Origin of the sequence: Chitinophaga varians, from assembly GCF_012641275.1 — a bacterium.
GTDB lineage: Bacteria > Bacteroidota > Bacteroidia > Chitinophagales > Chitinophagaceae > Chitinophaga > Chitinophaga varians_A.
Map to the genome: position 1 here is coordinate 43,675 of NZ_JABAIA010000004.1, position 15,234 is coordinate 58,908.

The following is a 15,234-nucleotide window of genomic DNA, read 5'->3' on the forward strand; positions in this document are numbered from 1 at the left end:
TCGAGCCATGAATAAACATGAAACTATAGCGTATTGTCAAAATATCTTTGAGAGGCTGAGTACCGCGAATGTGAAACCTTTTGGTAGCGGGCCTCTGGGGAATAGCCTTGTCAAAGGGAGCGCAGGTAGCCTTATCTTTTTATTGCAGTTGTATGATGTTGCCCAATCCCCGACGGTATTGTATTATATTTTAGAGGAAGCCCGAAGGACAGGGGAGGAGTTCGGGCAACATAAAACGCTTAACTATTCACTGGGATACGGAAAGATGGGAAACGTTTACCTCTACCTGCAATTATACCGGCGCCTTGACGACCGTCGTTGGTTAGATGAAGCGACAAAAGTAGTGTGGGAGTTTGCAGAGTCGCATGGAATATGTTTCGCGCTCCAGAATGGGTGCGGCATCAATAAAGGTACTTCAGGAGTACTGTTGGTGCTATTGGAACTTTATCATTATACAGGGGAGAATTGGTTGTACGATGCTATCCGTGAGTGTATAGGAAGCATTATGCAGAAAATGGATGTCAGAGGGGCCTGGCCAACATGGAGGGATCAGCAACATACCGGTGAATGCCGGGAATGGATTTCGGCAAGAAATGCTGTTGCAACGACATTCATCAGTATAGCAGATTCTTTTTCTATTGAACACCTTTCTGCATTTGTAAGAACCAATTTGGCTGATCTTGCAGACGGTAGATCGTTGGCTGCGGCCTTGTACAAAGAAATGGAGGAAGCCGGTATAAAAGGCCCGCCGGCAGGTATGATATGTCTGAAGGCATATGAATTATCGTCAGACCCGGCATACCTTTATTCCCTAGATAACATCATAGCAGAGTTGTTGGAACAGTTCGGCGGAAAAATGGAGCAGGATGATTTTACGATGGAAACGGGACTGTGTGGCTTGGGGTATTTGTTGCTGAGACGTTTGTCGCCAGCGGGGGCTGTCCAGCCGGATTTTTTTCTTCCAATGAAAGTATACAGCGTTAACGTACCTGGCGCTCGTTTACCTTTTCCGGATGAGGATGAATTTCAGCACATAATACTGGGCGGTCTGTTCCGGAATTCCTATAAAAACTGTACAGAGGAGGAAAAAGAACGGATCAGGGAAAAGGTATTTAAACCAGGTAGTATACTGAACGTGCATAATTTTGATGTTTTGGAGACAGAAGAAAAACTTCGCGTGGACCTTGCATTGATGAAATCTGCAGCGGTATTAAAGGGAGGCAGTGCCGAATCTGAAATGGCAGAGGTGCTGGCGATCTCCGAAGTTGTACGGAAAGACCGGGAAACGGTTATGAGCCTGCCCATTACCGTTTCATCTGAAGTGATCATAACCACCCTTCCAGCGGCCGACGCTAACCCGGATATGGAGAATTTTTTGGCTACCTATGGAGTCGGCTCTTTTGCCTGCCGGATTGACAGTATGGGAAGCCTCGATGTGAAGCCTCTTAATTTATCAAAAATAGTTTTCGATTATCTGGGAGACTGCGGAACGGGGAACGACATCAGTGCCGGCATTTGCCAGTTCGTAGCTTCACAGCCGGCACCCGCCAGGGCACTTATCTGTAAGTATTTGAGGGCGCAGGAGCCTTTTTTGGAGCAATATATTAATGAAATGGTGTTTCAAGCGATTAAATTTTATCTGACAGAAGGAGTATTTGTATTGTTGCAACGCGAAGAATCCTTATTTTCGGATAAAAATACCCTTATTCCCAAATCAATTCAACTTAGTAATGAAGCTTAGCATTCAATCTTCCAGACTGTTAATCCGCGATTTTTCAAAAAATGACTGGGAAGATTTACATCGGTTGTATATGATGCCTGAAACGGTAAAATACAATCCAAGTGGTTATCCGGAGAGTGAATCCGCAACGGAGAAACTGGTGGCAGAGTGGTCGGAACAACCGGCAGCCGCTCACCGGGAGGAGTATACCGTGGCGGTCATAGAAAAGGCGGAGGGTGGTTTTGTGGGAGTTATTTCACTGGATCTGGGTGACGCCAAATATAGAAAAGCAGAAATCTGGTATAAGCTTTTACCGGAATACTGGGGAAAAGGCTACGCTACAGAGGCTGTAAGCAGTATGCTTGCTTTCGGATTTGGGACATTGAAATTGCATAGAATAGAATGTGGCTGCAGTATCCATAACACGGGCTCATACCGTGTGATGGAGAAGGTGGGTATGACACGTGAAGGTGTTAAGCGGAAGGTGCTGCCGTTGGAAGATGGATGGCACGATGCATATATTTATGGCATTTTGGCGTCGGAGTTTGCCAGGACAGGGGAATAACCGGGCCAAGGAAAACTGACAGAACCCGGCAGCTTGCCGGGCGTTCTATAAATGGTAACAGCCATGGCTTCATCCGCTAATAGCAAATGAAGCCGCGGCTGTTGTGTTATTGATACAACCGTCTTTCTCTTAAATACCGCAGCCACTGCTCCGGCAGACCAGTTGTATACCGTTGGCTTGTTTATACTTTGACAGCAACAGATCGAAACCAGTATTTTCGACCACTCTTTCTAACTTGTCAAAATCGCCCCAGCGCGTTTATCCGTACCCATGCCCAACGGGGAAGCTTACCCATTTTCGAGATGGCAGCCGTTTCCTAGCATCGTGTGCCCGAGGCATGATTGGTAACTGTTTGTTGAGGCTATGAAAGGAAGTGGCGTCCTTGTAATCGCAGACAAAGAATAGGGCCTGCAGGTGGCGCCGGTAGATTTTATCAGTTCATATGCCAGCCGGACGGCTGCCTCACTGTCAGCTTTGAAGTCCACATCTATCATAGTATGGTCCTCTGTTGGCAACGTAACTTAGCTAATCTACCTGAACAAGGGGAATGAAAGTTGCAAGCTTTCGTTTTAACTGAGAATCCTTGAATGGTTTAGGCAAAAATGCATCTACGCCGGCCTCAAAACACCGTTGTATCTGCTCAAACTCAGCTGAGGATATAATAATTATTGGAGTTTTGTTGAGAATGCTGTTAGTCTTGAATTCATTGATTAGATCCAATGTATTAAAGTTATTCTTTAGATTAAAATCTAATATAATTACGTCGGGAAGCTCTTTAACTGCGACAATAACAGCCTCCTCTGGTGAGGCGGCGCCCACTGGCTGACAGCCAAATCTGGTTACCGATCTCATGGTTATATCCCTAAGAAAATCCGAATCTTCGATCACGAGTATTTTTTGACCGTTGAATCTGAAATTTGAAAAATTGATAAAAGATTTTATTTCTTCATCAGTTGGAATTGTCAGGGGAATAGAGACTGTAAACTTGGCCCCCTTTCCTTCTTTACTATGTAACGTAATTGTACCATTTAGTTGTTGGACTAGTTTTTTGGCAAGCGCCAGGCCAACCCCTGTACTCATTATGCCAACGGAAGATTCGCCGCTCGTAAAGAACGCTTCGAATATTTTATTCTGCTTATCTTCTGGTATTCCAGGACCATTGTCTTTAACGCTAATAATTAGTCTTGAATCCGAGTTACGGACATTCACATAGATATCCGTTTTTTCAAACGAAAATTTAATTGCATTAACAATTAAATTCGTTACGATGTGGTTAACTTTAATTCTGTCAGTTATTATATATTGTGGAGTGTTTTCATTAATATTAAGAATCAGGGTTGCGTTCTTTTGTAAGGCCTTATGCCCATAAAGCCTAATCAGGTCTGTAGCCCAGGAATGAACATCCATGGTCTCATTGTTAATTGCTCTTTCTCCTTCTTTCTCATATCTCGCCCATGTAAGGATAGTTGAGCATTGATCTGCAATCACCGAGCCTGCAGTAGTCAACCGCCATAGGTCGTCTAATAGGATATCCATGCGGGTAATACCTTCAATGTTGTCGACCCTTTGAATATAGTTACTTACTGTTTGAGTAATTATGTGAGCTGGATTGCTGATTTCATGAGTTACCTCATTCAAAAGCATTGAGGTAGCTTTTTCCGCTTTCAGATACTTTTCCGTTTTAGAGGCAATCTCCATTTCAGTCAGCCTGGCCTGTTGTACGCTCCGTTGTATAAAAAAGAACATTAAGGTTACGCCCAGCGTGGTAACAGAAGCGTAGATTGTCCAACGTACTAAATTCACCTGGGAGGTTGTTATTGGCCATTCAGGAATGTACTTATGCTGGTAATTCAATTCCAGTAGCACAATTGTGATTACTGACATTACCATTGCCACAATGCGATATGCATTCGTTTTAAACACAAGATACGCTGCAACCAAAAGGTAAAGGGTTAAAATTCCTGCATGGGAATTTTCGCCAAACTTGGCGCCAAAATAAAGAACAGAAAGGCAATGCGTCACGTACATTAAAAAAGCTGCGGGATCGTATGCCCGTCGTTTATTCAAACACAACACAACAACGAATAGGAGATCTTCACCCAGAGAAGGAATTAACACCCCTCTGATATCTGTTGCAACATAAATCACAAAATTAGCTACCAAACCTACACCGATATTGATTAGTGCCATTACATTGATGGTACGGATTATGGTCTTCCTAAACGAAATTGGTTGACCTTCAACTCCAAAATCGATAATTTTTTGGGTAATTGTCTTGAGACGCATATTTGGACAATGTTTTGGTGGGCTAGCAAATAAACTGACTCCAGTTCTAAGAAAATTAGGACCTTAACTATCAGATATATAAATATAATTTACGATTATATGCGACTTGGAAATGTTAACAGAATGTTAATTTGCGAGTTTCGCAATTTTCCCTAGCACCCTATTTCATATATTATATATCAAATAAATAAATTTAATTTTATATGCTGTCACTTTTATATCCCGAAACATGGACGACCTCAAAATTAAAGCAGGGGGTACATTTTGATCCGAATTTTACCACATATTTTGGCCATCGTGGATCTTGGCAGGTATACGACTATTCGAACGTTAAACGAGTACTCACCGATCATACAATCTTCGGCAACCAATATACTCCTCGTGTAGAAAATAACCCGTTGGCTGAAAATTTAAATCAGGCAGATCCTCCTCAACATACCAGATTGAGGGCATTTATGACGAAAACTTTTACACCCAGTTTGGTTAAAGCAATGGAACCATCAATACACATCGCCGCATCCGATTTACTGAACAATATTGATGATCACGAAACAGACTTTGTAAGTGGCTTTTCGGCCAATTTACCTGTCAATATTATCTCCCAGGTATTGGGAATCACAAGTTCCGATTTTTCGCAGGTTGCCAAGTGGGTCGATGCTGTTTCTGCCGTGCCGACTCCAGATACATTAGCTTCGTACTACCAATGCCAAACCGAAATTATGGAATTTCTTCTGAAAGAAGTGCGAAAGAAAAGAGAGAAACAGAATAACTTGATTTCACAATGGCAACAAACAGAAATAGCAGGCGAGTACTTAAATGAAATGGAAATAGTCCTGTTTTGTATAAATCTATATCTCGGAGGCTCAGGTACGCTTGGTGGCCTACTCGAGTTAGCTATATTCACGTTATCTGAAAAACCAGAACTTCAAGACCAACTTTATCAAAATTCTAACTTAATCCCTGCCTTCATTGAGGAACTACTTCGGTTCAGACCCCCAGTTCCTACGATGTATCGCATCGTTAAGGAAGAAACGATGATTGGCGACCAGACGTTAAAAAAGGGGGAAATTGTGACCGCCTGGATTGCAACAGCCAATCGGGATGAACTTGTGTTTGATTCGCCTCATACTTTCAATTTGGCAAGAAAAACTGCATCACAACATTTGGCTTTAGGCCATGGTATCCATTTTTGTTCTGGAGCACATTTGGTGCGTACAGAAGCTAGGATTTCGCTTGAAATAATTTTACAGAATTTAAAGGATGTTAAGGTAGTCGGATCTCCGACATTGAAAAATAGTGTTTTGGCAAGTACTTTCACACAACTACCGATACGTTATAATAAACGCTTACAGTAAAAACATAAATCGCCAAAATTCAATGTGCTATCTATGTGTAACTCTAAGACAGTCGAAAAAGAATATACTTTTTCATTGTATTGTCAATATACCATATTATTCTGCTAGTTGGTATCTCCATAAAACTGTGTCAAAGGATTCAACTGAATACCTTTAACACAGTTTGCTTTTGGCGGTAAGCCTAGGAAAATGTGTGACTATTTTTTAGGACTTTTGTGTCTCAACTCTTCAATCTCTTTGCGAAGAGATTCAATTAATTCATCTTTCAGTTTCAATTCCCGTTCCATATATGCGAGTAATTTATCCGCATAGTTGAAAGTAGGCTGAAATTGGTAAGTAGCCTGATTTGATGAGTCATGAGTGGTGATTGTAAAATCGTTTGAAATAAACTGTACCATTGCCTCTTCTGAATAGTTTTTAATTGCATCAGCAGAAACGTCCATAATTTCAGCAATCTGGTCTAACAGTTTATCGTCAATAGTGTCCTTCTGTAGCAAACGAGAAACCTGTTGTTGACTTATTTCCAGACCTGTGGCTAAAGTGTCTTGCTTTATGTCTAGGGCATTCATAAGTCTTCTAACGTTATTGCCTATATGTGGTTTTTTTACAGTATGCATGTTAAATATTTCTGTTTACAAATATATAAATAATTGGTGAAGGTGCGTTAGGTGTAATTTACGTAGAATTCCGTGTAAATTACACTCCAATTGAGTAGAATACTTCGATCATAATGATTTTTTTTGCATTGGTATTTATTCTGCAATAATTCCTCAAAAACTGAAAATGTGGTTGATATGGCTAAAAAAAATATTTCAGTGCTGCTATTTATAAATGATAGACTTGGTGAGCTCCCACAGGCTTTTCGAGCGCAGTTTTGCCAGATTTGTTCCTATTCACTCCCAACTTTCTATAGAAGATGTAAAGAAAAGCCAAAGGACTTCAACAAAACAAAGAAATTCATCAAGGATATCGAGACAGTGAAGGCAGGGGAAGCTGTGATATCCGTAATGGATAACTTATACAAGGATCTATATCAATACTATCCGAATGAACTTCGTGAATGGATCCGGCAGCTAAATAGTCCTAACGTTGGCAGATACACTCAGAAATCAATGTAACGATTGTGTGCAAAATTATTACTATATGTAATTATATATGGATTTTAAATAGAACTATTTCGGTAAAGTGATTTTTTGCTTACTTTTGCCGCCAAGAAATTCGCAATAATATTAAGCTGCTTTCTTATTCCAATCAGCGAACCTAGGAAATTCAACTGAAGCGTGGAACGAGAGAGAGGGCTTGCGTTATGCGCAGGCTCTTCTTGTTCGCTTTCATGCCTTCCTAGGGGCCGCTGGTGACAAGTTGAGTCCTGCGCTTTTTTTATGGGCTCGCTCTGCATTACATTACACAATCCCTTAAAAATTCATTGTATTACTCAAAATTTTAGACAATGGCTACTGAAAATGTCCTGAAACTAGTATATACAGAAATAGCGGGCATCCGAGCAAAATTTAGAGAGCGCGTCTGTAAAGAATGTAATTGGAGCAGACCAACTTATTATAGAAAAATGCGTGATGACAGCTTTCCTTTAACCCCATCCCCGGGGCGTATCTTAAGCAATGCTGAAAGAGACAAAATTACAAGCATAAGAGTTGAGATATACACAGAACTGTTTAACAAATATGTTAATAAAGGCAAAAAGGGACGAATTTACATTTCAAAATAGAAAAGGAAAACTGGAGAGGCGAAAGATAGTAGGAAATATTTTGACACCTAATAGAAATATAAATTTCATCTTAAACATTTAACGTCTACAGATAAGCTTAATTACTTTATGGAGACCAGCAAGTCGACCTTCCCACAGTCTGCCACTCAGGCTTGTGTCATACAATAGAGATGGAACTGCTGCCGCTATGTAGTCTAGAAAGACAAAAAGGAGTCTATTACGGACATTAAAGATGCTTGAAGCTATAGCCGAGCATTCTGCCATAGCTACTCTTGACGCACTGAATGTTAAATGGTGTCCCAAATACGCATACGTCATCAAAAGTCGGCGCGAAAGCTTGGAGGACCTCACTGTCTTTTTTTGACTTCCCAATGGAGAATAGATAGCTCATTTGCATGACAAACCTCATCGAAATGGACGGCAAAAATTTGAAAGTATATCCCAAAGCAAACTATCCTTCCCTAGAGGCGACGCTTTGAGCCACTGGAAGCGATTTACTCACTTGATGCCGCTTATGTTTAGCTAATCCGTTAACAATTACATCGGCGACAACCATCACGCACCCATCGCCAGAGAGCTTTTTCCAAGGAATTTCTTCATAGCCCTTAAAATTCAAGAAAAAGTTTGTCCTAGAAATAGCTTTGTCATAATGTAATACGTAAAATTTGCATTGGATGTTTACTGATTTTTAAAATATTGAATCTCAATAATTACACTCTTTGGATCGAAACTAGCAACTATCTTTTTGTTATTGGATAACGCCTCTACTAACTTCTCTATATTTTTACTCTTAGTAACTTCTTTGCCTACTCTACGAGCGATCTTCACAAATGGGCTTCCTAATCTTTGCAGAAGCACAGCGATAGTATCTTCTGAAATTGTCTGTATATTACCAATGATAATATCAACTGTGTCATCTTCCGTTAAGGTTCCATTCAAGCTCGCTATTTGTGTATCATCCATTTTCATATTTGGGAGGTAAAAGACACTACCGGGAAAGGGTATCCTCTCATTAAATAGCGAGCTAAGCAATGATGGGTTTAACTTGGTGTAAAAGAATTCCCGCTGTTCATTGGTAAGGTCAGATTTTAATATCCCAATTAAATCGTCACCATCTAAATCAAGATGATCAACGTCCGAGACCAACTGCTCCCAGTGATTTTGAATGTATTTTACAAACAGTTCAAAAAGGCTTCGTTTTAGAGAAAGTGCAACTCTTTTGGAATACTTAACCTGTGGAAGTATCTCTCCTGCAGGCTCCATGCCTATATTGGTAAAGTCCAATGTGTCAATCTCGAACAAAATTGCCTTTGAAAGCCGTAGTTTAACGCTTTGTGCTAGACCTGGTGTTTCTAATAACTTTATAATTACATCCTGAAAATTCAGACCTGAATTTTCGGCTTCATTGTGATATGTAGACGTTTCCCGAACCTTCTCCTCCCCGAGCATCCAGTTAACTCTATCCTTCTCAAGCCAGGAAATAAGCACAGATGAAATCTGAAAATTTCTTTCATAAGACGATACATTACGCCAGCTTGGTTTTATACGGTCATAGTCAATTAAAGCGTTCCAGAGATCGTGCGCAACATCATCTAAAGATGTTAATTCGAATCTAGTGCTTGCAATAACTTTCTCTTTCGATTCTTGCAAAACATCGCTACTATTAAGAATTTCGATTGTTCCTTCAACGCTTTCTCGCTCATGGTTTTCGTATTTCAAATACACGTCATCAACATAGATGCCCAAATTTTGTCGAATATAACTAGCCAAATCTGCCAATTCGGGAGTTTCCAAAATATTTGTAAACTGTCCTTTGTTAAATCCTATTAAGTTGTCGGTCACATTTGAAGACGCAATCATAAATTCAATCATCGCTTGGTTTAGTTCGAAGTGGTGCTTCTTTAATACTATATCTCTGAGATTTTTCGAATGTAATCTAGTTACGGGTGGTAATGCTATTTTGATGCGTAAATCGTCCAATAAAATAGATAGACGATCTATAATACACCCATCTCCAAGCAGAAAGATGTCCTTTTCATGAGCAATAGTATTCGAGAGCACACGATCAATATCCTGGTTCTTTATATCTTCTATTTCACCAAACTTGATAAGGCTAACCAGATACTCCGTAACCTCAGTTTGAGACAATAAATTGTCATGAGATACAGTGCGCCAGAATTTATTCGTTCTCTTAATTATGCCTGCGATTAGCAGTCCAAAGGTTTCTGGTTTATTTTGTTTATACTGTTGAATGAAAGAAAAATGTTCGCTTTCCAATTTTGCCAGTTGATTAGAAATTAATTTAAGTTTTTCGGAATTGTTGCCGCTCGACAACAAGTACGATACCAGTTCGAAATTCATCACTGTCCAAGAAGAGCACTCCGCTTCTGTTACTCTATCGGCTACGATTGCAGTTTTTTCCAACTTATGCTGCCATTCTAATGCTCTTTCATTCTTTACCGCAAGAATGTACTCTACATCGGATTTACCCAATTGGCCAGGCTTAAAGTAGGAAAGATAATAGCTGTAATCTTCATTAATATAGCCATTTCTAACTAAAAATGTAAGACGTGTATCTTTATTGATTTCTGTCGTTATCCTATCGAGTGATTTCAATTTGAGTAATTCGTAGAATGTGTATCCTCTGATACGAGATATCTCTCTTCCTACTTCGCTTAATCGATCTTTTGCCTGGTTCTTATCAAAGTCGAAGAGCTTTACTAAGTCTACTTCTCGTTCATCGTAAGATCTTTTGTCATCTACAAGCTTTTCAACCTTACTGAACTCATCCCTGATATTCGTAGTCCCTCCATTTGTCCGGTGAAAAGTTATAGTGTGACTCGATTTAATAAAAGAAAATAAACTATCCTTGGTCAAATCATCCAGATTACGGTAATCATTGTTAACATAGAGCTGTCCTGAAAAATAAGCATCACGTTCATAGATATTCTTATAAAGAATGGCTAAATATACAAGGCGAAGTTCTTTCATCGATGAATAGAAATTTCTTTCAATTAACCCGATATTCGCCTTCAATTCATTAGCTTCGGATTCCAAGTCCTCAATAAGTTCTTTTTTTATTGAATCTTTAAGCTGAAATAAATCATACAGCATCCCTTTGTTTTCCTGCAATAGGGTAAAATCAGCTGGATGAATGTTTTTATAAACAATCAGACTAAGTAACTTTGCGTTGTCTAAATCTGTGATATTTAATTGCTTTCGATATATTTTAAACTCGTTAACGATATTGGTAATCAGTCTTCCATCAGTAAGAAATAAAGACAGGTCACTGAGGAATGATTCAGAGATGGGTTTTTTAAGGTTCAGTTCCGCAAATGTTGTAATCAGTTTTGATGCTGAGTTGGATGCATTAGTTACCGGAATTACAGGCAGGATAAGGTCAAAAAATTTAGTTCGGCTCTCATCTGCAAATAAATCGTCCCGAAGGGCATATAGGAAAGTTATTTTTCGAGTTATTTGCTTTGAATTATTGAGCAAAGTATTTATCTCACGCAACTTTACAAAGATTTCTGGGTCACGAAATCGGTCAAGATCTTCGACTACAAGAATATCAAACCTTGTAGAGGCAAAGAAATAAAGTATTTCATCCATGTGCTCATTAAGGATAGACAGCTTATTTTCTTTCGATAGCTCGACCTCTGCACCTTGAAGATTCAGTTTTATCAGCCCAATCCTAAATACTCTGATTACGTAATAAATAACTGCAATAAAGCCGAAAAGCAAGATCATTATGGAAACAAAATCTAGTGACAACATATTCGGCCATTTTAACTCCGCAGCGTCAGCTAAAATTTTCCAATTTTTGTACTTTGAGTACAAAAAAGATAACGCAAGAAGAGGTCCCGATATCAAAAATGCAACATTCTCAGTAATAGAAATTGGGTGGATGCGCTTGAAACGAGAGAATGGCATTTCTCCTGAATGAACATGATAAAGCAGCTGTTGGAGAATACTGAATTCTATTTTTTTACTAATTTTCTCCTGCTCGTCGGCAGCAGTTTGAATTTGCTTCTCCGATTTCGGTCTTATGTTTTCCTCCTCTTCAACTGTATTGTACTGGCTTTCATCTTCATTCTTTTTGCTATCTTTGAAGGTAGCAAGGGAGATGAATATTGGATAATAATGAGGATTTTTATAGAAAAAGGTATTAATAATGCTGCTTTTCCCAGAACCATATGGGCCGGTCAGGGCTATGTTTCGAACTGCAGAATGAGTTAGCCCATCCTGTAGCGCTTTGTTATAAAGTTCAAAGTTCTCTTCGTTGATTACCGCTGTTAAGGGCGTTATAAAGTCTGGTTCTTTATTTCCCTTCTTCTGAATCCATTGATATGTCTTAATAAAACTGCGTACCAACATAAGGGTGAATTTCCCCAATAGTCTTAGGAAAAAAGCTGAAGTTCTATTTTTAAATTTCTCCAAACGGGCTTTAGGCAACCATGCCATAAGAATCAGTAAAACAGCGACGAATATAGGGAGTAGAGTTTTTATGGATATCAATCTCTTGAAATTTAAGTTAAAAGAAAGTTTAATATCGAAATATAAGTAATTTAGCAAAAATCGCCAAAAGCCTGAGCGAGGCAGAGTTGTTTCACCTATTTTGTTTGGCATTTCGGCATTTCAAGATGTCATTTACCAATCTGGCTTAAAAACTATCATACCCAAAGAGGGAATCAGGTACTTTCTCTCCAGATGAATGGGAAATATCGTTCTTTCGACCCAACAATCAGGAGAAACTTTCACCATCAACTTTATATTGATAACGTTAAGTCTATGGAGCTGTCTTAACAATAGACCAACCGCGCTACCTGAACACAGATAAACGTCCCCCAAATGGTAAGTTCGAATTTTTTATTATGCAACTTATGTCATTTGAGCACTCTTGAATAGAATTTTGCCAGTTCATAACGGTTTTTATCAACGGCACTGATACGTGGTATAAAGTATTCTAAATTGCAGTTTATTCATTAAACCCAAACCGTTAATCCAATGGAACAATTCTGCAAAAGCCAGTATGCAAAGTTGCAATCCGAGCTCGAGGAAAATACACGCTCAATGGCCAGCGCCATTCAAAAGGCTGAGGCGGCCGTTGCCATATCGAAGAATCATTTAAACATCCTTAAGGAGTTCATATCCAACTATAAATTTAACGATACCGAGGAGCGAATCCTATTCCACAAAACGTATAAACCACTTTTCCTGCTGGAGCTACTGTATTACCAACGACTGTTTGAAATAGAGTCAAATTTCCCCATTAATAACACCGAATCGGCGATTAGTTTCTATAAAAAGGAACTTAGCCAAATTAACTATTATTTTGACCGACATAATTTCCTCCACGTCTATTTTCAAACAGGAAAGACCGTTTTTGATCCAGCGATGTTTGGCAATACCGGTGAGCGAATTCCATTGTTTAATGAATATGATGAAGGAGATGGTCATTTTTCGAATCCATTTAGCTATCGCCTGGCAAAATTTCATGCCTATCAGAACCTGACTGCTTATATAGCCAACCTGGTTATCTCACTGGAAAAGGGTGAAAAGGCAATTACCCCTTCCGAATTCGATAAATTGCCAAAAGTATTCTGGAGGTCTAGCAAGGCGAGCTTTTATGAGGTGGTGTTAGGGATGGTGGAGGATGGCCTGATTACGGGAAACATCCAGACAGCCATGGAGTATCTCGGTTTTTGCTTAGGAATTAAACCTGGCAATTATTGGAGTTACTTCCAAGCCATGCGTATCCGTACTAAGGACCGGACACCCGTATTAAAGTCAATGATAAAAAGTGTGGAACGTCGCTGGGACCTGCAGGACGAATTCCCACAGCAACGGAAATAATTTCGACAGCATAAACAGCCCCACCACCATAAACAACGGAAAATTCAACATTTTTTTTAGTACCTACTACCACCTATAGTAAAATCAGATTCCAATGCCCACACCTTTGCTATCGTAATTGACGTATTCAATCAGTATCCAACAAAGACGCCAAATATGTTCAGCGATATTACCTGGTCACAATACATTTTGACAATAGTTTTTGTCTTGGCCACATATTATACCATCCTTATTTTTCTATACTTCCGCGGGGCTGTTATCTCCCTGATGCGGACACAAAAGCTGCTACCCCAAATATACAATAGAGGGGAACAACCTGAAAGGCCGGACTATCATGGGTTAGAAGAAGTGGTAGCAGATCTAAAAAGCATCCTGGAAAGTGCGGGGGGAGCGGAAAAGGGGGCTGTCCTCTCCCGGCTGAAGCAACGGTTAGATACCTACCCGGGACTTCGGCTTCCCGCCTTCCGGGTTGCTCTTTTTCAGTTTATAATCCGTAATGCCACACAGGCATGTGGTTTCACCGTTACCGAAAGGGAGCTGGATATCCTGATACCGATGGCTTCCTCTGGAATCGCTCATTAATCTTACTGTACAGTTACTCAATATAGATGCATGGCCATGCACCGAATCTTCAAACGGTGCATATGAAAAAACGTATTCCTTTTAAAACACCTGCAGGCCCCGTTTGGCTTACCGTCCTGCTCGTGATCATTACAATAACGGTGTTAGGGCAGGATGGCAACGCCGGCATCCAAAAAGCTACTACTGAAGTTAAACGATACTTCGATACAGCGCAAAAATTATTGTATGCCATCGGCGGGATCGTCGGCCTCATCGGAGCGATAAAGGTCTATAACAAATGGTCAGCAGGCGAGCCGGATACCGCAAAGGTGGCCAGTGCGTGGTTTTCTGCATGCATCTTTCTGGTAGTCGTAGCAACAGTACTCAAAGCGTTCTTTGCCCTCTAAACTATCTTTCTTATGGAACGGAAACTACCTTTAATCGACATAGAAGGGACAGGGTTCCTCGTCGATGTACTTCGCGAAGAACTGCGTCAGAAGGACAATGCGGCCAATCGTATATCCTTCAGTGCATTTTACCAGGAAGGTGAAGGCTACACTTTCCTGTATGATAAAGTAGAAAAAAATTCGCCGCAAGAACTTTCGGAGCATATTCCTGCTCCTAATGCTCCGCCCCTTGATTCCAGCCGCTATGTTTGGGTAACACTTGCCGCCCTGATGGAGCTGGACCCTGTAGGCATCGCCCTTAAGTACAATATTCCCATAGAGCTGCTCTGCGGGGAACACGCCCCGCCTGGTCTGCCACCCGATTGGGAAGATGATGAGGAAGAGGACCTGGATGATATTCTGCAATAAACAGAAGATGTATGATAAGGTACCAGATCAATAAAGGCGTTAACCGGCCGATTGAATTCAAGGGTCTGAAAGGTCCTTACATCTATGTTATGGCGGTCGGAATCGCGGCATTACTCATCTCTTTCAGCATCTTATATATAGCGGGGGTACCCACGACCATGTTGCTGCCGGCTGTTGGAATAGCAGGGTTTGGTTTGTTGAGTACGGTGTTCCGGTTGAGCCACAGGTATGGCGTACACGGGCTGATGAAAGCCTTCGCCAGGCGCGGGTTACCCTCTGCTATTTACTGCAATACACGTAAGACGATCATCGCATTAAATCACGACACCGTTAGCACAGAAAAGACATAA

11 protein-coding genes are annotated in these 15,234 nt (G+C 40.4%); 7 read left to right on the forward strand and 4 right to left on the reverse strand.

Annotation, left to right across the window (positions count from 1 at the left end; genetic code table 11):
* The first annotated feature begins 7 nt into the window (after nt 1–7).
* Both HGH92_RS29605 and HGH92_RS29610 read left to right on the forward strand, forming a co-directional pair.
* Nucleotides 8–1,741, forward strand: coding sequence for a lanthionine synthetase LanC family protein (locus HGH92_RS29605; protein WP_168874468.1), 1,734 nt, complete (start codon nt 8–10; stop codon nt 1,739–1,741).
* Nucleotides 1,731–2,285: a GNAT family N-acetyltransferase gene (locus HGH92_RS29610; protein WP_168874469.1), complete on the forward strand. Its 555-nt coding sequence runs from the start codon at nt 1,731–1,733 to the stop codon at nt 2,283–2,285. Before HGH92_RS29605 ends, HGH92_RS29610 begins: the two co-directional genes overlap by 11 nt.
* 525 nt (nt 2,286–2,810) lie before the next feature.
* Here the strand turns inward: HGH92_RS29610 and HGH92_RS29615 are convergent.
* On the reverse strand, nt 2,811–4,571 hold the full coding sequence (locus HGH92_RS29615; RefSeq protein ID WP_168874470.1) for a hybrid sensor histidine kinase/response regulator: 1,761 nt from the start codon (nt 4,569–4,571) through the stop codon (nt 2,811–2,813).
* Between the two features lie 203 nt (nt 4,572–4,774).
* Here HGH92_RS29615 and HGH92_RS29620 point away from each other — a divergent pair, with 203 nt between their 5' ends.
* On the forward strand, nt 4,775–5,926 hold the full coding sequence (locus HGH92_RS29620; protein WP_168874471.1) for a cytochrome P450: 1,152 nt from the start codon (nt 4,775–4,777) through the stop codon (nt 5,924–5,926).
* A gap of 197 nt (nt 5,927–6,123) precedes the next feature.
* Here HGH92_RS29620 and HGH92_RS29625 read toward each other — a convergent pair whose 3' ends face one another.
* Both HGH92_RS29625 and HGH92_RS29630 read right to left on the reverse strand, forming a co-directional pair.
* Nucleotides 6,124–6,543 (reverse strand): helix-turn-helix domain-containing protein, encoded by a 420-nt coding sequence (locus HGH92_RS29625; RefSeq protein ID WP_168874472.1) that lies wholly within the window; start codon nt 6,541–6,543, stop codon nt 6,124–6,126.
* Nucleotides 6,544–8,330: 1,787 nt separating this feature from the next.
* On the reverse strand, nt 8,331–12,116 hold the full coding sequence (locus HGH92_RS29630; protein WP_168874473.1) for a hypothetical protein: 3,786 nt from the start codon (nt 12,114–12,116) through the stop codon (nt 8,331–8,333).
* Between the two features lie 543 nt (nt 12,117–12,659).
* Between HGH92_RS29630 and HGH92_RS29635 the strand changes: the two genes are divergently transcribed.
* Nucleotides 12,660–13,508, forward strand: a complete 849-nt coding sequence (locus tag HGH92_RS29635) for an RteC domain-containing protein (protein WP_168874474.1) — start codon at nt 12,660–12,662, stop codon at nt 13,506–13,508.
* A 429-nt stretch (nt 13,509–13,937) separates the two neighbouring features.
* On the opposite strand, the gene HGH92_RS29640 is transcribed toward HGH92_RS29635, so the two are convergent.
* Nucleotides 13,938–14,087, reverse strand: a complete 150-nt coding sequence (locus HGH92_RS29640) for a hypothetical protein (protein ID WP_168874475.1) — start codon at nt 14,085–14,087, stop codon at nt 13,938–13,940.
* Between the two features lie 65 nt (nt 14,088–14,152).
* Here HGH92_RS29640 and HGH92_RS29645 point away from each other — a divergent pair, with 65 nt between their 5' ends.
* Genes HGH92_RS29645 through HGH92_RS29655 form a run of 3 tightly spaced genes read left to right on the forward strand, consistent with a single transcriptional unit; the run spans nt 14,153 to nt 15,234 of the window.
* Nucleotides 14,153–14,476, forward strand: coding sequence for a DUF4134 domain-containing protein (locus HGH92_RS29645; protein ID WP_168874476.1), 324 nt, complete (start codon nt 14,153–14,155; stop codon nt 14,474–14,476).
* 12 nt (nt 14,477–14,488) lie between these two features.
* Nucleotides 14,489–14,884: a hypothetical protein gene (locus HGH92_RS29650; protein WP_168874477.1), complete on the forward strand. Its 396-nt coding sequence runs from the start codon at nt 14,489–14,491 to the stop codon at nt 14,882–14,884.
* A gap of 11 nt (nt 14,885–14,895) precedes the next feature.
* On the forward strand, nt 14,896–15,234 hold the full coding sequence (locus tag HGH92_RS29655) for a DUF4133 domain-containing protein (protein ID WP_168874478.1): 339 nt from the start codon (nt 14,896–14,898) through the stop codon (nt 15,232–15,234).